We start from the raw sequence: 25,022 nt of genomic DNA on the forward strand, positions 1-25,022 counted from the left end.
GGCCAGCGGCCGGCACTACCGGGTTTTGATGGCGTGGCCGCCGAACTCGTTGCGCATCGCCGCCAGCAGGCGGTCGCTGAAGGAGTTCTTCTCGCGCGAGCGCAGGCGTTCGAGCAGGGACAAGGTGATGACCGGTGCGGGAACGTCCAGGTCGATCGCTTCGGCCACGGTCCAACGGCCTTCGCCGGAATCTTCCACGTACGGCGCGATCCCGTCCAACTGCGGGTTGCGGCCCAGTGCATCGGCGCTCAGGTCCAGCAGCCACGACCGCACCACGCTGCCGTGCTGCCAGGCCTTGGCCACCTGGGCCAGGTCCAGGTTGAAGTCGGTCTTGTGCTGCATCAGCGCGAAGCCTTCGGCGTAGGCCTGCATCATGCCGTACTCGATGCCGTTGTGGACCATCTTGCAGAAGTGGCCGGCGCCACTGGGACCCACGTGCGCCCAGCCGCGGTCTTCGCCCGGCGCCAGGGTGCGGAAGATCGCGCCCACCTGCGCCACGGCCGCCGTCTCGCCCCCGATCATCAGGCTGTAGCCTTCCTGCAGGCCCCACACCCCGCCGCTGGTGCCGCAGTCGATGTAGCTGACCTCTTCGCCCTTGAGCTGTTCGGCGCGGCGCATCGAGTCCTTGTAGTACGAGTTGCCGCCATCGATCACCACATCGCCCTCGGACAGGTGCGGGGCCAGCGCGGCCAGGGTCTGGTCGACCACGCCGGCGGGCACCATCAGCCACACCACGCGCGGCACCGGCAACTGCGCCAGCGTATCGGCGATCGAGGCACTGACCTCGAAACCGCGCTTGGCCGCGCTGTCCCGCGCGCCCTCACCAGGATCGACGCCGATCACCCGATGGCCGCCGCGATGCAGGCGCTCGGCCATGTTGGCGCCCATCTTTCCCAGGCCGATCATTGCAATGTCCATGTATCTCCTTCCAGCGTGTCAGTAGTGGTGGTGTGGGGGTGCTGCCGAGGGGGAATCGCACTGGCGAAGGCGTGCGTCGATCCAGCGTCGGTACAGCGTGGTATGCAGGTTGTGCAGGCCCAGTTCGAAGGCAAACGGCGTGCGCGGGTTGCGGTCGAGCAGGCGTGCGATGTGATACCGCACAGGACGTATACCGCGAGGATGCACGTAAATCACGAACCCCTGGTAGAACGGATCGTCCAGCAGCGCGTCCAGTTCGGCCAGCAGCGGTTTCTGCTCCGGCGGCAGGCCCTTGCGCCACACCGGGTCACGTTCGATCAGCAGCCGCTCGAAGCGGCGCGGTCCCGGCCCGGGCATGCGCTGGGCCAGCGCCCAGATCTGGCGGTTGATCGTGTCGTAGTGGGCAAACCCGCCGTGCGCGCGCAGCGCCTCGGCGGCCGCGTCGCTGACATCGACCACCACGAAGTTCTCGGCCTGGTTGTTGATGTCGTCCAGGTAGCTTTTGTCGAACACGTGCTCGATGAAGCCGGGCGCGCCGACGAAGGCCTGGCGGCCGAGCTGCGCGGTTTTCACCGCCTTGCCGTCGGCGAGGAACGCGCCGGCATGGCGGCCGAGCAGGATGCTGTCGGTGTCATGCAGGGTCAGGAAGGTGCCGATCGACAGTTCGCCAGGGCTGAACTCGGTATCGAACGCTGCATCGCCATAGAGCTCGCGCTGGGTGGCCAGCTGCGCCACCTGCCGCCCTACCCCGCATTCGGAGCGCACCCGGCCATCATAGAAGTGCTGCAGCGCGGCGCTGTTTGCGCCGGCCGGCTGGTAGCCACGCCCGAAACTGCGGAAGCGCTGCCAACCCTGCGCCTGCGCACCGCGTGCACCGAAACCGATCCAGCCCAGCTGCAGGGCGGAGAAGCGGTAACCGGGATTGTCCTGCAGCTGCGTGGTGGCCCGGCGCGTGGCGTGGCCCAGCTTGAACGTATAGGCGCACAGCGTGGCCGGGGTGTCGAACAAGCCGGTCATCAACGCGGCGCGTTGGGTGGCTGTCCACGCCTGTGGCACCTGCACCCGCAGGTCACCCGCCTGCTGCGCCTGCGGCAGCGTGGCGCGCGTGCAGACCGGGCCGCTGTGGATGATCGGCGTGGCCACCGGCGCGTCGACGAAGCGCCAGCCCAGCTCTTCCAGCAGCGCCTGCGTGCAGCTCGGCCCCGGCGCGGCAGTCACGGTGCCCATGGCCGCCGCGCACAGCATGGCCGCCAGCAGCTGCGGCCACCGGCGCGACCCACGCGTTACGGTTGGTGATGGCACCCTGCCCGCCTGGTCAGTGCGCGGGCACCGGGGTATCGGCCGCCGGCGCGGGGCCTGGCTCGGGCACCGGGGCCGGTGCGGCGGTCGGCGGCGCGGCCGGGGTCGGCTCCACGGGGGCGGGCGGCGGCGTTGCCGGCACCACCGGCAGGTACTGCTGCAGACGGTCAAAGAAGCGGCGGTAGAACTGCGCGTCCTGCACGGTGCTGCTGGCCACCTTCACCAGCGAGTCGTCGTTGCTGCCGAACGGCAGCGACACCGAGCCCAGCGCGCCCACGCCGACACTGGCCGAGGTCGGGCTCTTCTTCAACGCGTAACGGTCCTGCACCGCACTGACGAACACCAGCGCCTGGTCGCCGCGCGGCGCGCAGGAAATACGCAGCACCAGCTGCTCATGCTCCTCATCGCGGGGCTGGAAGTTCTTGTTGCCTTCCACCGCCGCCGTGTCGGACCGCGCGATGGCATAGCCCTGGCTGAGCAGGGTGCGGCGCGCCGCCTCGCAGGCCTGCGCCGGGGCACCGGGCACGGTGCGCGAATAGGTGTCGCCCGAATCGAAGGATTCGCGGATCAGGGTGCTGTCGGCGGCGCGGCCGCCGCAGGCGGTGAGCGACACGGCCAGCAGGCCCGCCGGGATTGCTTGGGACAGGCGCATGCGCGCTCCTGCAAGGACAGACTGCGCCCAGCATAGCCACCCCGGCGTATGTGCCGGGTCTAAACGGCGAAGGGCCGGCACATTGGCCGGCCCTTCGTTGTTTCCGGTTCATGCCCGGCTACCGCCCTCAATCGGCCCAGCGGCCTACGCCGGTGGACTGCGGCAGCACCTGCGCCGACAGCGGTCGGTCGGTTTCCAGCAGGTTGACCGCGTCGGCCAGGATCGCCGCCGACTCGCGCAGCAGCGGGTCCGGGCGTTTTTCGGCGGCCTTTTCGCGGGCGGCATCCTTGACGATGTCACGCTCGTTGCCGGTCAGGCCATCGTCGTTGCTGTCGTCGGCCAGCGGGTCCAGATCCAGGCCCAGCTGCTTGCGGATCACCTGGCGATCCACCCGCTGCTTGTCCTGCTTCTCACGCTCGGCGCGGCGCTCGGCCTCGTTGAGCGAGATGTACTTCTTGGCCTTTTCGGCGCGGAACTGCTCGACATCCTCGTTCCACCACTGGAACTCCTTGTCGGCGGCGATGCGCGAGGCATGGCGGGTTTCCAGCTTGGGCAGCAGCGGGCCGAAGTTGCCGTACTGGGTGTGCGGCACGGCGGCGATGCGGGTCCACGGCAGCGCGTTGTCGTAGGTGCTTTCGCCGTACTCGCTGGCGTCCACGCTGGCCGGGAAGGCCAGGTCGGGCACCACGCCCTTGTGCTGGGTGCTGCTGCCGCTGATGCGGAAGAACTGGGCGATGGTCAGCTTGACCTGCCCGTAGCGCTGGGCTTCCCCGGTGGGCCAACGGTCCAGGTCCACGATGTTCTGCACGGTGCCCTTGCCGAAGGTGGTCTCACCGATCACCAGGCCACGACCGTAGTCCTGGATGGCACCGGCGAAGATCTCCGACGCCGAGGCCGAGCCGCGGTTGATCAGCACCGCCAGCGGGCCATCCCACGCCACCGCTTCGCTGCGGTCGCTGTTGACGGTCACGCGGCCGCCAGACTCGCGCACCTGCACCACCGGGCCCTGCTCGATGAACAGGCCGGTCAGTTCGATCGCCTCGTCCAGCGAACCACCGCCGTTGTTGCGCAGGTCCAGCACCACGCCGTCGAGCTTGTCGGTCTTGAAGCCGGCCAGCAGCTTGGCCACGTCACGCGTCGCCGACGCATAGTCGGTGGCGTTGCGGCGGCGGCCTTCGAAGTCCTGGTAGAACGTGGGCAGCTTGATCACGCCGACCTTGCGCGCCGGTTCCCCGTCCTTGGCCGGAATGGTCAGCGTTTCGCCCTTGGCGGCCTGCTCGGCCAGACGCACCTTCTGCCGGGTCAGCACCAGCGTATGGTGCTTGCCGTCCACGCCTTCCTCGGCCGGAATGAATTCCAGCCGCACCTGGGTGTCGGCCTTGCCGCGGATCTTGGCCACCACGTCATCAATGCGCCAGCCGATCACATCTTCGATCGGCCCGGACTTGCCCTGGCCGACGCCGACGATGCGGTCGCCCGCCTTGAGCGTGCCATTGACCGCCACCGGACCGCCGGCGATGACCTCGCGGATCACCACCATGTCGTCCTGGCGCTGCAGCTGTGCGCCGATGCCTTCCAGCGACAACGACATGGCCTGGTTGAAGTTCTCGGCGGTGCGCGGGGTGAAGTAGTCGGTGTGCGGATCCACCGCGCTGGTGTAGGAGTTGAGGAAGAACTGGAACACGTCCTCGCCCTTCAGCTCATTGACCGACTTTTCCAGCGTCGCGTAGCGCTTGTCCAGCGTCTTGCGGATCTCGGCCGGCTGCTTGCCGGCCAGCTTCAGGCGCAGCCAATCGTTCTTGACCGACTTGCGCCACAGGTCATCGAGTTCGGCATTGCTGGCCGCCCACGGCACGTCCTTGCGGTCGTACTCGAACTTCTCGTCGCTGCTGAAATCGAAGTCCTGCTTGAGCAGCTTGCGGGCATACCCGACCCGCTCGCCCACGCGCTGCTTGTAGACCGCGAACACCTGGAACGCCGGCTCCAGCTCGCCGCCACGGATGGCGGTGGCGATGTTCGCCTCGAACGGTGCGAACTTGGTGATGTCGGCCTGGGTGAAGAACTGCTTGCTGCCGTCCAGCGCCTCCAGGTACCGCTTGAACACGTCCTTGGAGGTGGCCGCGTCAAGCGCGCGCGGACGGTAGGCATAGCGGCTGTCCGAGAGCAGCCCGTACACCAGCTTGGAGGTTGTCACCTGGTCGGCCGTGGCCGCCGACGGCAGCGCCGGCGAATCGGCATAGGCGGCCAGTGCCAGCGGCGCGGTGAGCGCCAGGGCCATCAGGAATGCGGGGGCTTTGAATTTCATCAACTTGCTCATGGCACCTTGCCAAGGGGGAGACTGCGTGCGGATCAGACCACACGACAGTGCCGAAAGTTGCGGGCTTTGTCATCCACCGCCGCGCAACACGTATTTCCAGCCTAAACCGGGGTCTGTAGCAAATTGTGAATGTGGGAGCAGCGCCACCGCGCCGGGTAGCCACCGACCGTTGGTCGGTGGAAACGGGCGGAACGTGGGGGTTGAACGTGAGGTGGCGGCACACCGGGCGGGCGAGCCCGTACCGACCAACGGTCGGTACCTACCGGGGTAGGCAACCGCCAGCGCAGGAAATTGTCGGGGAGGGGGCAGGTCGCCCTCTCCGGGACCGTTGGCGCCATGGATGGCGCCAGACGAGCACCATGGAGGGGATCTGGCGTGTCCTGGAGAGGGCGGTCTGCCCCCTCCGGGCACGTGGAGAACTGAAGCGCTGCTGTGTGCTGTTTTGCTGGATGCCGGGCAGAGCCCGGCGCTACGTGCAAAGCGTTTGCCGGGCAGCGCCAGGCGGGGTCAGGCTACCCCTGCGCCCTTGGCCTGTACGTCGGCGTGGTACGACGAGCGCACCATCGGACCCGAGGCCACGTGGCTGAAGCCCAGCTCGTAGCCGTAGACCTCCAGCGCCTTGTAGTCGTCCGGCGTCCAATAGCGCAACACCGGATGGTGATGCGGCGTCGGCTGCAGGTACTGACCGATCGTGATCATGTCCACGTCGTGCGCGCGCAGGTCGCGCATCGTCGCCCGCACCTGGTCCAGATCCTCGCCCAGGCCCAGCATGATGCCGGACTTGGTCGCAATCGACGGATGCTGCGCCTTGAAGTTCTTCAGCAGCGTCAGCGACCACTGGTAGTCCGCACCCGGCCGCACATTGCGGTACAGGTCCGGCACCGTCTCGATGTTGTGGTTGAACACGTCCGGCGGGTTGGTCGCCAGGATGTCCAGCGCGCGCTCCATGCGGCCCTTGCCACGGAAGTCCGGGGTCAGCACCTCGATGCGCGTGTTCGGCGACTTCTCGCGGATGGCCCCGATGCAGTCGGCGAAGTGCTGGGCACCGCCATCGCGCAGGTCATCGCGATCCACGCTGGTCACCACCACGTACTTCAGGCCCATGTCGGCCACCGTCTGGGACAGGCTGGCCGGCTCGTTGGCATCCGGCGGCTTCGGCCGCCCATGTGCCACGTCGCAGAACGAACAGCGCCGCGTGCACACCTCGCCCAGGATCATGAACGTCGCCGTGCCATGGCTGAAGCACTCGTGGATGTTCGGGCAGCTGGCTTCCTCGCAGACCGTCACCAGACGGTTCTCGCGCAGCTTGGCCTTCAGCGTCTGCACCGCGTTGCCCGACGGAATCCGCACCCGGATCCACGACGGTTTGCGCAGCACCGGCGCATCGGCGAACTGCACCGGCGAGCGGCCGATCTTGTCCCCGCCCAGCTGTTTGACGCCCGTCTGCAGCGGCGCAACGGACGGCGTGTCGCCCTGCACGATCTGCAGGGGAATGAGGCGAGCGGTGGTTTCAGTCATGGCCTTGGTCGGCGGCGTTACGCCGCCTCTGTCAGATCGGGCAAATCAGTGGTCGGCTGGAGGTCCAGGCCGAACTGGCGGGCCAGATGGCCCAGCAGCACCGGCGTCACGGCCGCCATGCCGGACGGTCCCCCCAAGTCTACCACCGAGGTCACCTGCAGCCCTTCGTAGCCACAGGGGTTGATGCGGTGGAACGGCTCCAGGTCCATGGCCACGTTGAAGGCCAACCCGTGGAAGGTGCAGCCGCGGCGGACCCGGATGCCCAGCGCGGCGACCTTCGCGCCGCCCACATAGACCCCGGGTGCCCCGTCCAGCCGTTCAGCGCCGATATTCCATTCGTCCAGCGTGTCGATGATCGCCTGCTCGATCCGGCACACGTAATCGCGCACCCCGATCCCCAGCCGGCGCAGCTGCAGCAGCGGGTAGACCACGATCTGGCCGGGCCCGTGGTAGGTCACCTGGCCGCCGCGGTCCACGTGCAGCACCGGAATGTCGCCCGGCGCCAGCACGTGCTCGTCCTTGCCGGCCTGGCCCAGGGTGAACACCGGGTCGTGCTCGACCACCCACAGCTCATCGGCCGTGGTGTCGTCGCGGTTGTCGGTGAACCGCTGCATGGCATGCCAGACCGGGGCATAAGGCTGCCGGCCAAGCTGGCGCACGCGCGCCGGCTGCGGCGGGCGCGCGCCCGGGCTGGGAACGCTGTCGCAGGCGGCTACAGCGTCCACTTCACTTCCGGGTGGTCACGCAGCGCGGCGTGGGCGGCGTCGTACTGCTCGCGGTTGTCGGCCTTGAACACCAGCCGCACCGACACATACTTGCCGTTGGACGAGTGTTTCCAGCTGACCCGCTCGGTCAGTACTTCAACGCCGGCCTGCTCAAGCAGGCGCGGCAATTCGCGTTCAAGCTCCTGGCCGGCCGCGCCCATGGCGCTGAGTTCGAACTGGCCGGGGAACTGGAAGCCGTGGTCGGGGTTGTCAGACTTGATCTCCATGACCGCGATTATGGGGACGCCAGCGGCCGAACCCAAGCGCTGCATGATCGTGCCCATAGCTGCACCCAACGCTACGTGAAAATCGGCCTTCACCAGCAAAACGCTCCAGTGCGTGCGCGGGTATGGTCAGTACATCACGCGTTCACTACGCTGCATGCGCTTAAAAACAAAACAAATCCTGAGCGGGAATTCCATGTCGTTGAAGCCCTATGCGTTGTCGGCCGCACTTGCCGGCGCCCTGGCGTTCGTCGCCCCCGCGGTGCAGGCCGCCAACCAGTGCGGCCCCGACGCGATGCGTGAGCACCCTCCGCAGGTCAACTTCCGCGTCGACAACGACCTGTTCGGCGGGGCCGACCAGGACCAGGGCTACACCAACGGCGCCCAGCTCACCCTGGTCTCGCCCAACCTGGTCGACTACACCGACGACCCCTGCCTGCCGCGCCTGGCGCGCTGGGTCAACCGGCACCTGGAAAAGCTGCACCCGGGCGAGTTCGAGCAGCAGAACATGATCTTCAGCCTGGCCCAGGGCATTTTCACCCCCACCGATTTCACCCGGAAGGACCTGATCGAGGACGACCGGCCCTACGCCGGCGTGCTGATCGGCAGCTTCGGCTACAACGCCCGCCGGGGCGACCGCCTGCAGACCACCCAGCTGGCCGTGGGCGTGGTCGGCCCGTGGGCACAGGGCGAGCAGGTGCAGAACGCAGTGCACGAACTGCTGGGCGACGAGAAGTTCCAAGGCTGGGACAACCAGCTGCACAACGAACCGGTGTTCATGCTCACCCACGAGCGCATGCGCCGCTGGCCGGCCGACGCCACCGACAACGCGACCGGCTGGGGCTGGGATGCGATCAGCCATTACGGCGGCGCGGTGGGCAACCTGGCCACCCACGTCAATGCGGGCGGTGAAGTGCGCTTCGGCTGGAAGCTGCCCGACGACTTCGGCAGCACCCCGCTGCGCCCGGCTGGCGAGAACACCGCCCCCACCCGCGGCGGCAAGCCGGCGGGCTGGTCCTGGCACCTGTTCGCCACGACCGACGCGGCCTGGGTGATCCGCGACATCACCTTGGACGGCAACACCTTCCGCAACAGCCACAGCGTGGACAAGCGCCACGTGGTGGGCCAGGCCGGCTACGGCGTGGCGGTGATGCGCGGCCGCTGGAAGTTCGCCGTGGCCCGCTACCACAGCACCCGCGAGTTCGACGGCCAGCGCCAGTCGCCGGTATTTGGCAGCTTCACCATCAGCCGCTCGCTGTAGCGAGCGACTGATGGTGAAGCGGGTAGCTGCCGACCGTTGGTCGGCACACCGAAAAGAAAAAGACCGGCACCCGCCGGTCTTTTTTTGCCTCCCCCACCGACCACCGGTAGTGCCGGCCGCTGGCCGGCTCCCCATGACCCCATCCGAACACCGGTAGGTGCCGGCCGCTGGCCGGCTCCTCATGACCCCAGCCAAACACCGGTAGTGCCGGCCGCTGGCCGGCGCCCCATGACCCCAGCCGGGTGTGCGAGGAGCCGGCCAGCGGCCGGCACTACCCGGAATTGCACCGTTTCGTCCGGAATTGCACCGTTTCGTCCGGAATCGCACCGTTTCGTCCGGAATTGCACCGTTCGTCCCGGAATCGCACCGTTTCGCCCGGGATTCGCAGCGGTTCACGCGGATTCGCCCCGGTACACGCACCGGTTCACCCAGGATTCGCAGCGGTTCACGCAGATTCGCACCGGTTCACCCGGTACACGCACCGCTTCCCGCGGTAGGTGCCGACCGTTGGTCGGCACACCATCAATCGGCGCATCGCACCAAAAAAAGACCGGCATGCGCCGGTCTTTTTTCACCACAGTCGGGCAGGAATCACTCCGATTCCCACCACATCCAGAAGCTGTCCCACAGGCGCTTGAAGAAGCCGGCCTCTTCCACGGCGGCCACGGCCACCAGCGGCGCTTCGGCCACCACCTTGCCATCCAGCGTCACCTTCAGCGAGCCGATCTGCTGGCCGGCCGTGAACGGCGCTTCCAGGGTCTTGGGCACGTCGATGGTCGGCTTGAGGTCGTTATAACGGCCACGCGGCACGCTCACCAGCAGCGGCTGGGCCACGCCCAGCTGCACGGTGTCGGTCTTGCCCTTCCACACCTTGTGCTCGGCCACGGCCTTGCCCGGCTCGTACATGCGGTGGGTTTCGAAGAAGCGGAAGCCCCAGTTGAGCAGCGCGAGGCTGTCATCGGCACGCTGCTTTTCCGAGCTGCCGCCCAGCACCACCGCGATCAGGCGCTGGTCGCCGCGCTGCGCCGAGCTCATCAGGCAGTAACCGGCTTCGGAGGTGTGGCCGGTCTTGATGCCGTCCACGCTGCCGTCGCGCCACAACAGCAGGTTGCGGTTGGGCTGCTTGATGGTGCCCACGGTGAATTCCTTCACCTTGTTGTAGGCGTAGGTCTCCGGGTAGTCACGCACCATCGCCCGGCCCAGCAGCGCCAGGTCGAAGGCGGTGCTGTGGTGGCCCGGCGCGGTCAGGCCGTGCGCGTTGACGAAGTGCGAGTTCTTCATGCCGATCTTGGCGGCGTAGCTGTTCATCAGCGAGGCGAAGGCCTCTTCGCTGCCGGCCACGTGCTCGGCCAGGGCAATCGCGGCATCGTTGCCGGACTGGATCGCCATGCCCTTTTCCATGTCTTCCAGGCGCGCGGTCTGGTTGACCGGGAAGCCGCTGTAGCTGCCGTCGGTACCGGCGCCACCTTCGCGCCAGGCGCGCTCGCTCATCATCACCTGGTCGTCGGGACGGACCTTGCCGTTCTTGACCTCGGCGGCGACCACATAGGAGGTCATCACCTTGGTGATGCTGGCCGGGGCCAGCTGTTCATGTTCGTTCTCGCCGGCCAGCACCTGGCCGGTGGCGTAGTCCATCAGCACCCAGGCCTTGGACACGCTGGGCTTGGGCGCCGGCGGGGTGGCAACGGTGATCGGGGCGGCGGCAGGAGCAGGCGGCGGCTGCGGGGCCGGCTGCGGGGTCTGGGCAGAGACCACGCCCACCAACAGGGTCGTGGCCATGGCAGCAGCGGCAAAGCGGAATTTCATCGGACAGCAAGCTCCTGGAGGGCGCCAAGGTGGAAAGAGGGGTGGGCCATTGTAGGCCCATGCAACGGTGCGGCGTGTGGCGGCCGGCGGGGCCGCCGTGCCGGTCAATCCTTCACGATCTGCGGCGATCCAAAGCCCAGACCCACGATGCGGCCGGCAAGTTCCGACGCACTGGCGTGGTCGGCGGCCGGAACCCGCAGGCGCCACAGGGTGCGGCCCCCGCTGACGATGTCGCTGATGCTGGCCCCGACGATGCCGGCCGAGGACAACTGCCCCAGCGCGCGGGTGGCGTTGTCGCGGCTGGCGAAGCTGGCCACCTGCAGGAACACATTGCCCACCTGCTGCTGCAGGGTGCTGCCCGGGACAGGCGTGGCGGCCGCTGCCGGGCGCGGTGCCGGGCGGGCGGCGGCGGCAACGGCCACCGGGGCGGCGGGCAGCGCGCTCACCGTGACCGGGGCATTGTCGATCTGTGCGGCCTGGGTAGCGGCCGGACGGCCCGCGCTGGGTGACGCCGTCGACGGCGACGGCAGCCGGCCCACCAGCGTGTCCATGTCGCTGGGCGTGCGCGCCGGCGCGGTGCTGGCCACGCTGGCGGCGGCCGCGGCACGGCGCTCGCGGCGCGAGGGCTTGTCGACCAGCAGGTTGTCGTCGCCCGGGCTGAGCGCACGCACTTCCACGTTGCCGGTGCCGCGCTGGGTGATGCCCAGGCGCACGGCGGCGGCGTAGCTCAGGTCGACCACGCGGCCATCATGGAACGGCCCGCGGTCGTTGACCCGCACGATCACCGATTCGCCGTTGTCCAGGTTGGTCACCCGGGCAAAGCTGGGCAGCGGCAGGGTCTTGTGCGCGGCGGTGAAGGCGTACATGTCGTACACCTCGCGGTTGGAGGTCAGCCGGCCGTGGAACTTGGCGCCGTAGTACGAGGCGGTGCCCTTCTCGGCATAGCCGCTGGTCTTGTCCAGCACCTGGTACTGCTTGCCCAGCACGACGTACGGCGACTTGTTGCCCACCGGCGAGCGCGGCAGGGCGACCACGTCCGGCTCGGGAATGCAGGCCACGTTCGGAATGTAGGTGGGCGTGCTGTCGTTGACGCCCGGCTTGTACAGCCCGCCGGCGCGATAGTCGCCGCGGGTGCTGGGATCTTCGGTGGCGGCCTTGTACGGCGAGCCATCCGGGCAATGGGCCGGGCGTCCGCCCTTGCCCTTGCCCTGCACCAGGGTGCCACCGGGCTTGGCGCTGCCGGCGGTGGCCGGCTTCTTGGGCGCGCTGCTGCAGGCGGCAAGCGCCAGGATCAGCAGACTTGGGACCAGCCATCTGCAGCGTGCGCGTGCGTTCATGCCGGGGGCAGCTCCTGTCCGGCGATGGCCTGGGACAACTGGAACACGGCCATCGCGTACATCTTGGAGAGGTTGTAACGGGTGATCGCGTAGTAGTTCTGGAAGCCCAGCCAGTACTGCTTGCCGGTGCTGCCTTCCAGCGTGATCGGGGTGGCGGTCAGCCCGGCCGGTACGGTGACGCTGGGCTGGTAACCGCGCTGGGCCAACGCGGACAGGGTCCAGGTGGGCGCCCATTCGGTGGGATTGAACTCCTCGCGTCCGGCGGCCAGCGTGGCCGGTACCGCAACCGGGCCGCCGCGCACCCAGCCGCCCTTCTTGACGAAGTAATTGGCGATCGAGGAGAACACGTCGTCGTAGCTGTTGAACAGGTCACGGCGACCATCGCCGTTGCCGTCCACCGCGAAGTCCTGGTAGCTGGACGGCATGAACTGGCCCATGCCCATCGCACCGGCGTAGCTGCCCTTGATCGCGGTGATGTCCAGCTTCTCGTCGCGGGTCAGCGCGAACAGGCGCGCCAGCTCATCGCGGAAATACAGTTCACGGCGCACCTCGCGTTCCAGCTTGGCCGGGTCGCCGCTGCGCGGGTACTTGAAGGCCAGCGTATACAGCGCGTCGAGCACGCGATAACTGCCGGTATTGCGGCCATAGCTGGTTTCAACGCCGATGATGGCCACGATCACTTCGGCCGGCACGCCCGTGCGCTGCTGCACGCGGGTGAGTTCATCGCGGTGTTCGGCCAGGAATTTCCGGCCCCCGTCGATCCGGGCCTGGCTGATGAACATCGGCCGGTACTCGTTCCACGGTTTGACCCGTTCGGCCGGGCGCGACATCGCGGCGATGATCGGGTCGCGGATCTGCGCCTGGGCCAGCGTCGCCTCGATCTGCGCGGCCGGAATGCCGTAGCGCTGGGCGGTATCGCGCACGAAGTTGGCGCGGGCCACCTCGAACGGCACCGGGGTCAGGTCGACCGGCGCAGCGGTGGCCGCAGCGGCTTCCGGCGCGGCTTCGGCCGGGCCTTTCTGCCCGGGCACCGGCTTGTTCGGTGCACCCGATGCCTGCGGTGACGGTGACGGAGAGGGCGGTTGGGTCGCGCAGGCGACCAAACCGAGCGTGAGCATGCAGGCCAGAGTGCGTCGAATCATCGCGGCAGGTTAGCAGGTCAAGGATGAATTAAAACCCCTAACACCATGAATCACAACGAATTGCGGCAGTCAGTGCCGAGTCGTTAAGGCGATGTGTATTTCGATGGGGATCACGTCCCCATTCAGATAAAGCGCCGCGTACTGATCAGCGGCAACTGCGCTACGGATTCAAAACGTGCGGGCCCCATGGCCACTGAGGTCGTGCCGGCTGCGCCCCCATCCCCATGGACGCAACCGGCCAAACCGACCAGGTCGGTACCAGCGCGGCGCGCAACTCCCCAGCGCGCGCCTCGCTCCTTGTACCCGTAAGGTCAACTACTCCCCGTCGAGCTCCCCAGATGCAGCGCTTGGCTCACTGCACCCTGCTGACGGGCCGCCATTGTGCAGGCCGTTTACGACAAGTCCATTGATCAGGATCAAGTGACGTCATATGTGTGCGCCACATCTCACTTTTGCGCCACTTTCTTGACGAAACCTGCACCAAACACGACAGCAGATGACGCGAATTCCGCAATTTTGCGAAACAGGTGCGCTGCTGGGGGCGTCGGGGGTCGAGCATCTGGAGGAGCCGGCCAGCGGCCGGCACTACCGGTTACGCGGCGGTCGGAAGCGGACGGTGGCGCTGGCGGCCGTGGACGGGCTGCCTGCCCTGCACCGCCATCACCAGCCCGAACCCCGCCAGCAACGACACCGCCGACGTGCCGCCATAACTGATCAGCGGCATCGGCACCCCCACCACCGGCAGCAGCCCGGAGATCATTCCCCCGTTGACCAGCACATAGACAAAGAACACCAGCCCGGTCGTACCGGCCAGTAATCGCGAGTAGCCGCAGCGGGTGCCCGCCGCGATCCACAGACAGCGCGCGATGACGAACAGGAACAGCCCGAGCACCGCTACCACTCCGACCCAGCCGAACTCCTCGGCCAGCACCGAGAACGCAAAGTCGGTGGTGTACTCCGGCAGGAAATCCAGCGCGGCCTGGGTGCCCTGCCCCCAGCCTTTCCCGTGCATCCCACCGGACCCGATGGCGATGCGCGACTGGATGATGTTCCAGCCGGTACCCAGCGGATCATTCTCCGGATACAGGAAGGTCAGCACGCGGTCCTTCTGGTACTGCCGCAGCAGCCCGAACCACGCCAGCGGTGCCGCCACCGACACCCCGCCCAGCGCCAGCGCCACCCAGCCCCAGTGCAGGCCGGCCAACAGCAGCGCGAACATCCCGCTGGCCGTCACCAGCGTGGCCGTGCCCAGGTTCGGCTGCAGCAGGATCAACACCGCCGGTACCCCGATCAACAACGCAGCCACCAGCACCACCTTCGGCCGCGGCGGCAGCGGCTGCCGGTGCAGGTACCAGGCCATCATCATGGGCAGGCTGAGCTTGAGCAGCTCCGACGGCTGCAGGTAGAACACCCCGAGGTTCAACCAGCGCTGCCCGTATTTTCCCGTGCCCACCACATACACCGCCAACAACGGCAGCAGCGACACCGCATAGATCCAGGGCGACCACGCCCGCAACTGCAGCACCGGCAGCCGCGACAACCCCCACATCGCCGCCAGCCCCGCCGCATAGCGCATCGCCTGCGCCTGCACCGGCCCTTCCACGCTGTGCAACACCGCCAGGCTGGCCAGCATCAGCAGGCACAACGCGACCAACAGCGGAAGGTCCAGCGAATGCAGGAAGAAATGAAACGCGGCGCGTACGCGCTGCAGGTGTTCGACCATGCGGGCGACTCCTGGAAATGCGCGACGCACAGCAGACGGCGACACGGCAACAAAAAGCGGACCCGAGCGGTCCGGCGCAAGCGGACGACCGTAGCATGTGGCTCGGTGGGCAAGCTGAGTCAGGCCCAACCCGCGGCCGGGCGCGGTGGGTCATGTTGTTTTAATACAGAAGAGCAGCCGGGCAGAGCCCGGCGCTACGCGTCAGCCGTAGCCGCCGTGCACCGGCTGGTGGCTGCGTGCCGCCATCACCAGCCCGAACCCGGCCAGCAGCGACACCGCCGACGTGCCGCCGTAGCTGATCAGCGGCATCGGCACGCCCACCACGGGCAACAGCCCGGAGATCATGCCGCCGTTCACCAGCACGTACACAAAGAACGCCAACCCCGTTGCGCCGGCCAACAACCGCGAATACGAATCCCGCGACTGCGACGCGATCCACAGGCAGCGCCCGATCACCACCAGATACAGCGCCAGCACCGTGGCCACGCCGATCCAGCCAAATTCCTCACTCAGCACCGAGAACGCAAAGTCCGTCGTCTGCTCGGGAATGAAGTTCAGGTGCGACTGCGAGCCCTGCCCCCAGCCCTTCCCGTCGAACCCGCCCGACCCGATCGCGATCTTCGACTGGATGATGTTCCAGCCGGCGCCCAGCGCGTCCATCTCCGGGTCCAGGAACATCATGATCCGGTCCTTCTGGTAGGGACGCAGCAGCCAGATCCACGCCACCGGCGCCGCCGCCGCGACACCGCCCACGGCCACCCCCACCCACCACCACGGCAGGCCGGCCAGCAGCAGCACGAACGCACCGCTCGCGGCGATCAGCACCCCGGTCCCAAAGTCCGGCTGCAGCATCACCAGCCCGGTCGGCACCCCGATGATCACCGCACTCACCATCACCGTCGAAAAACGCGGCGGCAACGGCATTTTGTGCAGGTACCAGGCCACCATCATCGGCAGACTCACCTTCAACAGCTCCGCCGGCTGCAGGTAGAACAGCTTCAGATCCAGCCACTGCCGCCCGTACTTGCCCGTGCCCAGCACGAACACCGCCAGCAGCGGAATCATCGAGATCGCATAGATCAACGGCGTCGCCGACCGGATGCGCAGGATCGACATCCGCGAAATGGCCCACATCGCGCCCAGGCCCACGGCGAAGCGCGCGCCCTGCGCGAACACCAGCCCGTCGCCGCCAGCGCTCTTCAGCACCGCCAGTCCGATCAGCATCAGCATGCCCAGGGCCAGGCACAGCACCCAGTCCAGCGAACTGCTGAAGCGCACGACCATGTCGGTCGCCCAACGCAGGAACACCTTCATCGTGAGCGCTCCGGCGCAGTGGGCGGTGCGGTGGCGGCGGGCACCGGGGCGCCTGGCACCGGCGATGGCACCGGCGCCGGTGCAACCGGCAGGCCCACCTGGATCGGCAGCGATTCAAGCACCGCCGCGGCCGCATCGCCGGCCGCGCGCGCGTTGTTGTCGCTGCTCTCGAACCCGGTGATTCCGATCGCCGTGGTGCCGCGCTCGCTGTCCAGCGGCTCCAGCCCGTCGGGCATCTTGCCCAGCAGCCACGCATCGAACAGCTTGCGCGCGATCGGCGCCGCCGCCGAGCCACCGTAACCGCCGCCCTCGACCGCGATCGCCACAGCGATCACCGGATTCTCGGCCGGCGCGAAGCCCACGAACAACGAACGGTGGCGCAGGTGCATCGGCAGGCTCTTGGGGTTCACCGCGGCCGTACCGCGGCGGCTGATCACCTGCGCCGTACCGGTCTTGCCGGCAATGGTGTACGGCGCGCCGGCCGCGGCGCGCGCGCCACTGCCACCCGGGCGCATCGTGCCCATCATGCCTTCGCGCACCGCCTGCAGGTTGCCCGGGCTGGGGCTGACCGGCTTGGTATCGCCGGCCGACACCGCGGTCCAGTCGGCGTCGAACCCGGCACGCTGCTGCATCACCAGGTGCGGCGTGCGCAGCTGGCCGTTGCCGATGCCGCTCACCCCATGCACCAGCTGCAGCGGCGTTACTTTCCAATCGCCCTGGCCGATGCTCACGTTGACCGTGTCGCCGGGGTACCAGCGTTCCTTGCGCGTTTTGTACTTGTGCTGCGGCGACGGCAGGATGCCGCCGATCTCGCCGGTGAGATCGATGCCGGTGGGCGCACCGAACCCGTAGTAGCCCATGTACTGGTCGAAGCGCTCGATGCCCATGTCCAGCGCCAGCTTGTAGTAGTACGTGTTCACCGACTGGGTGATCGACTTGCGCAGGTCGGTCCAGCCGTGGCCGCCGCGGTTGGCATCGCCCCAGCCACGCGAGGTGCCCGGCAGGTAGAACATGCCGGTGGAGAGGATCTTGTCTTCCGGCTTGCGCGTGCCGCTGTCCAGACCGGCCAGGCCGATCAGCGGCTTGATCGTCGAACCGGGGGCCACGCCGCCCAGCACCAGCCGGTTGAACTGCGGCCGCGAGGGGTTGCTGTTGAGCGCCTGGAAATCGGCATGCGAAATGCCATTGACGAACAGGTTCGGGTCATACGAGGGCAGGCTGACCATCGCCAGCACTTCGCCGGTGCGCGGGTCCATCGCCACGGCCGCGCCTTCGAACTCGCCGAACGCGGCCACCATCGCCCGTTGCAGGTCCGCGTCGATGGACAGCCGCAGGTCGCTGCCGGACTGCGCGGCCACCCGGCCGATGGTGCGGATGGCGCGGCCCTGCACGTTGGTCTCGACCTGCTCGTAGCCCACCTTCCCGCGCAGCTGCGACTCGTAGTAACGCTCCAGCCCGGACTTGCCGATATGGGTCAGCGCGGCATTGCCTTCGCCGAGGATCTCCAGGTCCTTGTCGTCCACCCGGCCCACGTAGCCGATGATGTGGGCGAACAGGTCGCCGTATGGGTAACGCCGGGTCAGGTAGGGCTCCAGCTCCACGCCGGGGTAGCGCCAGCGGTCCACCGCGAAGCGCGCCATTTCCTCATCGGTGACCCGCAGCTTGAGCGTGACCGGCAGGAACTTGCGGCGCGCCTTGCGCGACTTGTTGAAGGTTTCGATGTCCTCGGGGCTCAGCGCGAGGATCTTCGCCAGCCCGGCCAGGGTGGCGTCCATGTCCTTGACCTTGTCCGGGGTGATGTCCAGCCGGAACGCAGGCACGTTCTCGGCGAGCAGGCGCCCGTTGCGGTCGTAGATCATGCCGCGCCCGGGCACCACCGGACGTGGCTTGATCCGGTTGGCTTCCGAGCGGGTGGCGTAGATGTCGTGGTCCAGCACCTGCAGCTTGAAGTACCAGCCGCCCAGCCCGAGCAGGCAGACCAGCACGCCCAGGAAGCCCAGCGCGGCGCGACGCCGGAACTGTTCGCCCTCGGCGTGGGGGTTCTTGGCCTGGCGGCGCACGTACACGTCAGCGCCCGCGACGCCCGAAGCGGACCGCGTCGAGCAGGATGAACAGCAGCGGCCACAGGCCCATGCCCAGCAGCGGGGCCCACCAGTACGACCACGGCAGGGTCGGCTCGCCCACCACGATGTGCACCACCGAACTGACGATGCGGTCGTTGAACAGCAAACCGCCAATAGCCAGCATCTGCTGGGACATCGGGAAGAAGCGGATGCGCGCGCGGAAGCGCTGCAGGATGAAGGTGAGCATGACCAGACGCAGCGCCTGTTCGCCCAGCACCCCGCCGTACAGCAGGTCGGCGACCACGCCGCTGGCAAACGCGATGCCCAGCCCGACCCTGTCCGGCGCCTCGATCACCCAGTAGGCCAGCACCAGCGCCAGCCAGTACGGCCGCAGCGGCTGCAGCAGTGCCGGCAGCGGCAGCAGGCCCAGCAGCAGCGCCAGCACCACGCTGACCGGCAGCACCCACGGTTTGTCGCGCAGGCGGCTCATTCGCGATTCTCCACGGGCGGGGCTTGCCGGCCAGCGGCCGGCACTACCGGCTGGGGTTGCCGGGCAGAGCCCGGCGCTACGGCAGAGGGTTGGGGTTGCCGGGCAGAGCCCGGCGCTACGGCAGAGGGTTGGGGTTGCCGGGCAGAGCCCGGCGCTACGGGTTGGGCCGGCGAGGGTTGCCGGCCAGCGGCCGGCACTACCGGGGTGGTGGTTGGCTGCGGGGGCTGGGCCGTCGTACCAGCTGCCTCCTGCAACGGTACCGCCGACGGTCCGCCGGCTTCGCCGGAGAGGCGCAGGTTGGGCGGAATCCGAATCGCCGCGCCGGGGCGAAGGAGCAGCACATCGCGGCCACGGTCGAGCTGGGCGGCCGGTTTCAGTTCGCCCACCAGGAAGGCATGGGTGTCATCGGGGCGCAGTGCGGTGATCTTGCCCACCGGGAACCCGGCCGGGAAACGCCCGCCCAGGCCGGAGGTGACGATCTCATCGCCCACTTCCACGCCTGCGCTGAGCGGAATGTCGCGCAGTTCCAGAGTGTCGCCCCGGCCGTACACGATCAGGCGCACGCCGTTGCGGGCCACGGTTACCGGCACGGCGTGGTCCGGGTCGGTGAGCAGCAGCACCGTGGCATTGCTGCCGGTGGTGGCGATCACCTGGCCCATCAGGCCACCCGAATCGATCACGGCCTGGCCCAGGTGCACGCCGTCGCGGCTGCCGGCGGCCAGCACCAGGCGCTGCCGGACCGGGTCCAGGTCGATGTCCAGGATCGGCGCCAGCTGCACGTCCAACCCGCTGCGCTCGGCCACGTTGAGCAGCTCGCGCAGCTGCGCGTTGTCCAGCGCGGCGGTCTGCAGGCGGGTCAGGCGGGCGTTGGCGATCAGCAGCTTGTTGCGCAGCGCGCGGTTCTCTTCCACCAGCTGGCCATGGCTGGCGGCATTGTCCTTGACCTGGGTGCCCAGCTTGCCGGGCAACCCGGCCAGCGCCCATACCGGCTGCACCAGCACGTTGGTCTGCGCGCGCAGGCGCGCCAGCCAGCCGGCCTGGTCATCGAGCACGATCAGGGTGATGGCCAGGGCCAGGTAAGCGAGCAGCCGCAGTGGACTGGCGGCATCGCCCTGGCGGGAGGCTACGGGGGGACCGGCGTAGGGCGGCACGACTGGCTTCGACTGGAGGAAAACGAAAGAAGGATGCGACAACGCCCCGGCGTTGCGATACCCGGCGTGGCAGTCACGCAGTGGGCATCACGCCGCAGGGGCGCGTGCAGGGAGCACAGCCGGTTCGGCTTACTCCGGCGCAAAGAACTCGTTGCCGTGCATGTCCACCAGCTCCAGCGCACGACCACCGCCGCGAGCCACGCAGGTCAGCGGGTCATCGGCCACCTGCACGTGCAGGCCGGTTTCTTCGGAGATCAGGCGGTCCAGGTCGCGCAGCAGTGCGCCACCGCCGGTGAGCACGATGCCGCGCTCGGCGACGTCGGCACACAGTTCCGGCGGGGTCTGTTCCAGCGCCAGCTTGACCGCGCTGACGATGCCCGACAGCGGCTCGTGCAGGGCTTCCAGCACTTCGTTGGAGTTGATCTTGATCATCTTCGGCACGCCCTCGGCGAGGTTGCGGCCGGAGATTTCCATCTCGATCACTTCCGCCTGCGGGTAGGCGCAGCCCAGCTCCACCTTGATGCGCTCGGCGGTGGCTTCACCGATCAGCATGCCGTGGTTGCGGCGCACGTAGTTGGTGATCGACTCGTCGAAGCGGTCGCCGCCGATGCGCACCGAGGCCGAATAGACGATGCCGTTCAGCGAGATCACGGCCACTTCGGTGGTGCCGCCGCCGATGTCGATGACCATCGAGCCACGGGCTTCGGTCACCGGCATGCCGGCGCCGATCGCCGCGGCCATCGGTTCTTCGATCAGGAACACGTCACGCGCACCGGCCTCCTCGGCCGATTCCTTGATGGCGCGGCGCTCGACCTGGGTCGAGCCGGCCGGCACGCAGACCAGCACGCGCGGGCTGGGGCGCAGGAAGCGCGACTTGTGCACCTTCTTGATGAAGTGCTTGAGCATCGCCTCGGTGTAGGTGAAATCGGCGATGACGCCGTCTTTCATCGGGCGGATGGTGGTGATGTGGCCAGGGGTGCGGCCCAGCATCTGCTTGGCTTCGGCGCCTACGGCAGCCACGGAACGGGTACCACCGATGGCACGATCCTGGCGCACGGCGACCACGGACGGCTCGTTCAGCACGATTCCCTGCCCACGCACATAGATGAGGGTGTTGGCCGTGCCCAGGTCGATGGACAGGTCATTGGAGAACATGCCGCGCAGTTTCTTGAACATCTGGGAGTTGATCCTGAGGGGTGTCGCGCCCAACGCGGGATGGCGAAAAAATGGGCAGAATTCGAGGTCGACAAGCCTAGCAATCCCCCTGTGCGCGAGCAAGGACAAATCTGGTGCAAAGCCAGCCTTCACGGCCATTCAGGCGAATTTGACCCGGCTCGGACAGCACCGGTTCTGGCCCAAAGCCGCCTCACCCGTTAACCTTTGCGCCGCAGGGCGCCTCGAGGCGCCGTTTCGTTGCCCGCCTGGCGGGCCTCAAACTCCCTTCCGCATAGGCCTTAATCGATGTCCGCTTTGATCTGTGGTTCTCTTGCCTTCGACACCATCATGGTGTTCCCGGACCAGTTCAAGAATCACATCCTGCCGGACAAGGTGCACATCCTGAACGTGTCGTTCCTGGTGCCGCGCATGCGACGTGAATTCGGCGGTTGCGCAGGCAACATCGCCTACAACCTGCACCTGCTGGGCGGCGACCCGATCCCGATGGGCACCGTGGGCTCGGACTTCGGCCCGTACCGCGAGTACTTCCAGGGCCTGGGCATCGACCTGGCGCGGGTCAAGGTGATCGATGAGCTGTTCACGCCACAGGCGTTCATCACCACCGACCACGACAACAACCAGATCACCGCCTTCCACCCGGGCGCGATGATGCGGTCCTACGAGAACCACGTGAAGGACGTGCCGGGCGTGACCCTGGGCCTGGTCGGCCCGGACGGGCGCGAGGGCATGATCCAGAACTCCCAGGAGTTCTTCGAGGCCGGCGTGCCGTTCATCTTCGACCCGGGCCAGGCCATGCCGCTGTTCAACGGCCCGGAGCTGCGCACCTTCATCGAGCAGGCCGACTACGTGGTGGTCAACGACTACGAGTCCAACCTGCTGCAGGAGCGCACCGGCTGGGACGAAAAGGCGATCGTGAGCCGGGTCAAGGCCTACATCACCACCCGTGGCCCGAAGGGCGCGGTGATCCACACCCCGGAAAAGACCTATGACATCCCGCCGGCGCACGAGCGTCGCGTGGTCGACCCGACCGGCTGCGGCGACGCGTTCCGCGCCGGCCTGATCTACGGCATCGAGAAGGGCTTCGACTGGCTCACCATCGGCCGCATGGGCAACCTGATGGGCGCGCTGAAGGTGGAACACCCGGGCACGCAGAACCAGCGCTTCACTTTTGAAGAGTTCAACGAGCAGTTCAAGCAGCAATTTGGTTACGCGCTGAACGCGTAACCAAATTGCCCGCGCATTCCACCTAAACCCCGCGCCTGTCGGCGCGCCCCCTTGAACATCAAGGGGGCTTTTCACCAGAGGGTGGGACGCGACCTGTTGGTTCATGCGGCGTCGGGCGCAATACCCGCCTGGTAGGGTCGGATCCTGATCGACTGCCGACCTTGCCGGCCACTGCTGGAACGCATGACCCTGGATCGGGAACGCTGCTGTGCATTGCGGCGCGCGGCTGCGGCAGGCATCCGGCGTTCGTCGCGCCGATGGGCGACATCGGCAGTCGATCGGGATCCGACCCTACCAGGGTCGGGGTCACGGCTGTCGGGTGCTTCAACGCCCAACCTTGCCCCGTCCGCCCGGCTCAGGGCCGGGGCGTCGGCTTGGCCTTCTCCGGCAACCGGTACAGCTCTTTTTCGTAGGCCAGCGTGCCCCACATGGCATAGGCGTGGGCGCGCCGTGCCAGCGCCGGGTTCAGCGGCTGCGGCTGCAGCTGGTCGCTGGCCGGGTCGTAGCGGTAGCCCTGTGCCGGCTTGTCCGGCTGCAGGATGGCCACCTCGTTGCCCTCCATCCACGCCAGGTTGCGGTCGTACTGCATCAGCGCGCGCCCAGGCTGCAACCGTCGCGCGTCGGTCAGGTCCTGCCCGACCAGCGGCGTGGGATCGGCAATGCCCAGCAGCGACAACAGCGTCGGCGGCAGATCGATCTGGCTCACGATGCGGGCGTCCTGGCGTGGCGCGATGCCACCGCCCAGGATCAGCCCGGGGATGTGGAAGTTGGCGATGGGCACCATGTCCTTGCCGAACACCCGCGAATCATGGTCGGCCACGACCAGGAACACGGTGTTTTCCCAGTACGGTGACGCCATCGCCTTGCGGAAGAATTCGCCCAGCGCGTAATCGGCGTACTTGGCCGCGTTGTCGCGGGTCTGCTTGGGCTGCTCGTACAGGTCGATGCGGCCGTTGGGGAATTCGAACGGATCGTGGTTGCTGGAGGTGAACACCAGCCCGAAGAACGGCTTGCCCTGCGCATTCAACTCGCGGAACTGCTGGTCGGCCCGGCCGAACAGGTCCTCATCCGACGCCCCCCACGACCCGACGAACGCCGGCTTGCGGTAGTCCTTGCGGTCCACGATGCGGGTGAAGCCGTTGGCGAGGAAGAACTCGCGCATGTTGTCGAAATGGCTTTCACCGCCGTAGTAGAAGCCGGTGTCATAGCCATGCCGGCCCAGCACATCGGCCAGGGTGAAGAAACGCTGGCGGGAGGGGGGCAGCTTGACCACCGATTCGGCCGGGGTGGGCGGGAAGCCGGTCAGCACCGCCTCGATCCCGCGCACCGAGCGCGTGCCGGTCGCATACAGCCGCTCGAACGCCCAGCCCTGCGTGCTCAAGCGGTCGTAGTTGGGCGACAACGGCCGCCCACCCAGGCTGCCGATGAACTGCGCGCCCAGGCTTTCTTCCAGCACGATCACCAGGTTGCGCGGTTTGCCCGTGTGCATCGGCGGGCGCAGCGCCAGGCTCGGCAGGTCATCGGACACGTACGCCGATGCCGGCAGGCCACTGGTGGCGCGCAGTTCGCTGACCACCTCGGCCAGCGGCAGGTCGCCATACACGCGCGAGGTTTCGCTGCGGGTTGCCAGCTGCCGCGCGGCAAAGCCGACGGTGTAAAGCGAGTTCAGCGGCAGCGCATTGATGGTCGGGTCGGTGGAGAACGCCACCAGCGCCGGGTTCAAGGGCCGATGCCCCAAGCTGGAGCGCACGCCCATGGCGGCCAGCAGCAGCACCAGCAGCGCCAACGGCAGCCGCCACAGCCAGCCGGCCTCGACCGGGACCGTCGGCGTGGGCACTACCCAGCGGCGCGAGCCGCGCAGCAACACCCAGAACAGCACGATCACCGCGGTCACCTCGATCACCACGGCCAGCAGGTGGCCCCGCAGCAGGGTCATCCCGACTTCTTCGGGATAGATCAGGTATTCCAGGAACAGGCGGTTCGGGCGCAGCCCGTATTCGGCCATGAAGCTGGGCGTGGCCAGCTCCATGAATACCAGCAGCACGCTCGCCGCGATCAGCCAGCCGCGCAGCAGGTGGCGCCAGGCGCGGCCCAGCCGCCCGTCCACCGGCAGCAGCAGCGCCAGCACCGCGGGAATGCCATAGAGCAGGCAGAGGGTGGCCACATCCACCCGTATCCCCTGCAGGAACACCGTGCCCCAGCCGTCGGCCGCGCTGACCCGCGCGGCATGCCACAGCGCCAGCCCCAGCCGGGACACCGACAGGGCCACCAGGCCGAACAGGAAGAAGGCGGCAATCGGAGACAGACGCCGGTACAGCGACACCCATACAGCTCGGAGCATGAAAGGAATCCAGAAAGGGAACTACGAACAGCCGCGCCCATCCCTGGCAGCGGGCCACACCCGACCACGTGTTACCCGACACACCCGCCAGCGCAGCGCACCTGCCGCCGCCAGCGTTCAACGCCCACCGCCTGGATCAGGCCGCACCGGTCAGCGGCGGCGGTTCCCCAACCGCACCGCGCCCCACGCCCGACCCGTCCGTCATCCATCCGACACACGGCCGGTTCCGAACAATACAGGGATTAGCGCCGGCGTCGACCGGAAACGTGATCGCCCGTTTGCCGGCGTTGGGCGGCGGTTTC

The 25,022-nt window shown here is 67.8% G+C and carries 19 protein-coding genes; 2 read left to right on the forward strand and 17 right to left on the reverse strand.

The window, feature by feature from the left end; translation table 11 throughout:
- Nucleotides 1–15: 15 nt before the first annotated feature.
- The 7 genes from gnd to ACZ0AE_RS17030 all read right to left on the reverse strand — a co-directional run bounded on the left by gnd (nucleotide 16) and on the right by ACZ0AE_RS17030 (nucleotide 7,695).
- Nucleotides 16–918: a phosphogluconate dehydrogenase (NAD(+)-dependent, decarboxylating) gene (gnd, locus tag ACZ0AE_RS17000; RefSeq protein WP_448134429.1), complete on the reverse strand. Its 903-nt coding sequence runs from the start codon at nucleotides 916–918 to the stop codon at nucleotides 16–18.
- 18 nt (nucleotides 919–936) lie between these two features.
- Nucleotides 937–2,163: a hypothetical protein gene (locus tag ACZ0AE_RS17005; protein WP_463602109.1), complete on the reverse strand. Its 1,227-nt coding sequence runs from the start codon at nucleotides 2,161–2,163 to the stop codon at nucleotides 937–939.
- 70 nt (nucleotides 2,164–2,233) lie between these two features.
- Complete coding sequence (locus ACZ0AE_RS17010; protein ID WP_463601694.1) at nucleotides 2,234–2,869, reverse strand: DUF2242 domain-containing protein; 636 nt, start codon at nucleotides 2,867–2,869, stop codon at nucleotides 2,234–2,236.
- A 127-nt stretch (nucleotides 2,870–2,996) separates the two neighbouring features.
- Nucleotides 2,997–5,174 (reverse strand): carboxy terminal-processing peptidase, encoded by a 2,178-nt coding sequence (locus ACZ0AE_RS17015; protein WP_463601695.1) that lies wholly within the window; start codon nucleotides 5,172–5,174, stop codon nucleotides 2,997–2,999.
- Between the two features lie 519 nt (nucleotides 5,175–5,693).
- Entirely contained in the window at nucleotides 5,694–6,704 is a 1,011-nt protein-coding gene (gene lipA, locus ACZ0AE_RS17020) for a lipoyl synthase (protein WP_038686209.1), read from the reverse strand.
- A 17-nt stretch (nucleotides 6,705–6,721) separates the two neighbouring features.
- Nucleotides 6,722–7,429 (reverse strand): lipoyl(octanoyl) transferase LipB, encoded by a 708-nt coding sequence (gene lipB, locus ACZ0AE_RS17025; RefSeq protein ID WP_038686207.1) that lies wholly within the window; start codon nucleotides 7,427–7,429, stop codon nucleotides 6,722–6,724.
- Nucleotides 7,417–7,695 (reverse strand): DUF493 family protein, encoded by a 279-nt coding sequence (locus tag ACZ0AE_RS17030; protein ID WP_038691809.1) that lies wholly within the window; start codon nucleotides 7,693–7,695, stop codon nucleotides 7,417–7,419. The genes lipB and ACZ0AE_RS17030 overlap by 13 nt, the downstream gene beginning before the upstream one ends.
- Nucleotides 7,696–7,888: 193 nt before the next feature.
- Here ACZ0AE_RS17030 and ACZ0AE_RS17035 point away from each other — a divergent pair, with 193 nt between their 5' ends.
- Nucleotides 7,889–8,953, forward strand: coding sequence for a lipid A deacylase LpxR family protein (locus tag ACZ0AE_RS17035; protein ID WP_038686205.1), 1,065 nt, complete (start codon nucleotides 7,889–7,891; stop codon nucleotides 8,951–8,953).
- Nucleotides 8,954–9,544: 591 nt separating this feature from the next.
- Here ACZ0AE_RS17035 and ACZ0AE_RS17040 read toward each other — a convergent pair.
- The 9 genes from ACZ0AE_RS17040 to ACZ0AE_RS17080 all read right to left on the reverse strand — a co-directional run bounded on the left by ACZ0AE_RS17040 (nucleotide 9,545) and on the right by ACZ0AE_RS17080 (nucleotide 21,155).
- Nucleotides 9,545–10,759, reverse strand: a complete 1,215-nt coding sequence (locus ACZ0AE_RS17040; protein WP_463601696.1) for a D-alanyl-D-alanine carboxypeptidase family protein — start codon at nucleotides 10,757–10,759, stop codon at nucleotides 9,545–9,547.
- A 104-nt stretch (nucleotides 10,760–10,863) separates the two neighbouring features.
- Nucleotides 10,864–12,096, reverse strand: coding sequence for a septal ring lytic transglycosylase RlpA family protein (locus ACZ0AE_RS17045; RefSeq protein ID WP_463601697.1), 1,233 nt, complete (start codon nucleotides 12,094–12,096; stop codon nucleotides 10,864–10,866).
- Entirely contained in the window at nucleotides 12,093–13,238 is a 1,146-nt protein-coding gene (mltB, locus tag ACZ0AE_RS17050; protein ID WP_137190388.1) for a lytic murein transglycosylase B, read from the reverse strand. Before mltB ends, ACZ0AE_RS17045 begins: the two co-directional genes overlap by 4 nt.
- Before the next feature lie 592 nt (nucleotides 13,239–13,830).
- Nucleotides 13,831–14,961, reverse strand: a complete 1,131-nt coding sequence (gene rodA / locus ACZ0AE_RS17055) for a rod shape-determining protein RodA (RefSeq protein WP_447595759.1) — start codon at nucleotides 14,959–14,961, stop codon at nucleotides 13,831–13,833.
- A gap of 201 nt (nucleotides 14,962–15,162) precedes the next feature.
- Nucleotides 15,163–16,275: a rod shape-determining protein RodA gene (rodA, locus tag ACZ0AE_RS17060; protein WP_038686196.1), complete on the reverse strand. Its 1,113-nt coding sequence runs from the start codon at nucleotides 16,273–16,275 to the stop codon at nucleotides 15,163–15,165.
- Nucleotides 16,272–18,341, reverse strand: a complete 2,070-nt coding sequence (mrdA, locus tag ACZ0AE_RS17065) for a penicillin-binding protein 2 (RefSeq protein ID WP_463601698.1) — start codon at nucleotides 18,339–18,341, stop codon at nucleotides 16,272–16,274. Before mrdA ends, rodA (ACZ0AE_RS17060) begins: the two co-directional genes overlap by 4 nt.
- A gap of 1 nt (nucleotide 18,342) precedes the next feature.
- Nucleotides 18,343–18,828 carry a rod shape-determining protein MreD gene (mreD, locus tag ACZ0AE_RS17070; protein WP_038686193.1) on the reverse strand — a complete coding sequence of 162 codons (486 nt, stop codon included), beginning with the start codon at nucleotides 18,826–18,828 and terminating at the stop codon, nucleotides 18,343–18,345.
- On the reverse strand, nucleotides 18,825–19,979 hold the full coding sequence (gene mreC / locus ACZ0AE_RS17075) for a rod shape-determining protein MreC (RefSeq protein WP_038686191.1): 1,155 nt from the start codon (nucleotides 19,977–19,979) through the stop codon (nucleotides 18,825–18,827). Before mreC ends, mreD begins: the two co-directional genes overlap by 4 nt.
- Before the next feature lie 129 nt (nucleotides 19,980–20,108).
- Nucleotides 20,109–21,155, reverse strand: a complete 1,047-nt coding sequence (locus ACZ0AE_RS17080; protein WP_038686189.1) for a rod shape-determining protein — start codon at nucleotides 21,153–21,155, stop codon at nucleotides 20,109–20,111.
- 285 nt (nucleotides 21,156–21,440) lie between these two features.
- Here ACZ0AE_RS17080 and ACZ0AE_RS17085 point away from each other — a divergent pair, with 285 nt between their 5' ends.
- The gene (locus tag ACZ0AE_RS17085; protein ID WP_038686188.1) at nucleotides 21,441–22,379 is read left to right on the forward strand and encodes a carbohydrate kinase family protein; all 939 of its coding nucleotides are present in this window, start codon (nucleotides 21,441–21,443) and stop codon (nucleotides 22,377–22,379) included.
- A gap of 355 nt (nucleotides 22,380–22,734) precedes the next feature.
- Here ACZ0AE_RS17085 and ACZ0AE_RS17090 read toward each other — a convergent pair whose 3' ends face one another.
- Entirely contained in the window at nucleotides 22,735–24,720 is a 1,986-nt protein-coding gene (locus ACZ0AE_RS17090) for an LTA synthase family protein (RefSeq protein WP_463601699.1), read from the reverse strand.
- Between the last annotated feature and the right edge of the window lie 302 nt (nucleotides 24,721–25,022).

This window comes from Stenotrophomonas sp. AC248 (assembly GCF_979258185.1).

Excerpts from the sequence above, each read along its gene's own strand:
- gnd (WP_448134429.1), bottom strand. The coding sequence starts at position 918 with ATGGACATTGCAATGATCGGCCTGGGAAAGATGGGCGCCAACATGGCC.
- ACZ0AE_RS17005 (WP_463602109.1), bottom strand. The coding sequence starts at position 2,163 with ATGCTGTGCGCGGCGGCCATGGGCACCGTGACTGCCGCGCCGGGGCCG.
- ACZ0AE_RS17010 (WP_463601694.1), bottom strand. The coding sequence starts at position 2,869 with ATGCGCCTGTCCCAAGCAATCCCGGCGGGCCTGCTGGCCGTGTCGCTC.
- ACZ0AE_RS17015 (WP_463601695.1), bottom strand. The coding sequence starts at position 5,174 with ATGAAATTCAAAGCCCCCGCATTCCTGATGGCCCTGGCGCTCACCGCG.
- lipA (WP_038686209.1), bottom strand. The coding sequence starts at position 6,704 with ATGACTGAAACCACCGCTCGCCTCATTCCCCTGCAGATCGTGCAGGGC.
- ACZ0AE_RS17030 (WP_038691809.1), bottom strand. The coding sequence starts at position 7,695 with ATGGAGATCAAGTCTGACAACCCCGACCACGGCTTCCAGTTCCCCGGC.
- ACZ0AE_RS17035 (WP_038686205.1), top strand. The coding sequence starts at position 7,889 with ATGTCGTTGAAGCCCTATGCGTTGTCGGCCGCACTTGCCGGCGCCCTG.
- ACZ0AE_RS17040 (WP_463601696.1), bottom strand. The coding sequence starts at position 10,759 with ATGAAATTCCGCTTTGCCGCTGCTGCCATGGCCACGACCCTGTTGGTG.
- ACZ0AE_RS17045 (WP_463601697.1), bottom strand. The coding sequence starts at position 12,096 with ATGAACGCACGCGCACGCTGCAGATGGCTGGTCCCAAGTCTGCTGATC.
- mltB (WP_137190388.1), bottom strand. The coding sequence starts at position 13,238 with ATGATTCGACGCACTCTGGCCTGCATGCTCACGCTCGGTTTGGTCGCC.
- rodA (WP_447595759.1), bottom strand. The coding sequence starts at position 14,961 with ATGGTCGAACACCTGCAGCGCGTACGCGCCGCGTTTCATTTCTTCCTG.
- rodA (WP_038686196.1), bottom strand. The coding sequence starts at position 16,275 with ATGAAGGTGTTCCTGCGTTGGGCGACCGACATGGTCGTGCGCTTCAGC.
- mreD (WP_038686193.1), bottom strand. The coding sequence starts at position 18,828 with ATGAGCCGCCTGCGCGACAAACCGTGGGTGCTGCCGGTCAGCGTGGTG.
- ACZ0AE_RS17080 (WP_038686189.1), bottom strand. The coding sequence starts at position 21,155 with ATGTTCAAGAAACTGCGCGGCATGTTCTCCAATGACCTGTCCATCGAC.
- ACZ0AE_RS17085 (WP_038686188.1), top strand. The coding sequence starts at position 21,441 with ATGTCCGCTTTGATCTGTGGTTCTCTTGCCTTCGACACCATCATGGTG.
- ACZ0AE_RS17090 (WP_463601699.1), bottom strand. The coding sequence starts at position 24,720 with ATGCTCCGAGCTGTATGGGTGTCGCTGTACCGGCGTCTGTCTCCGATT.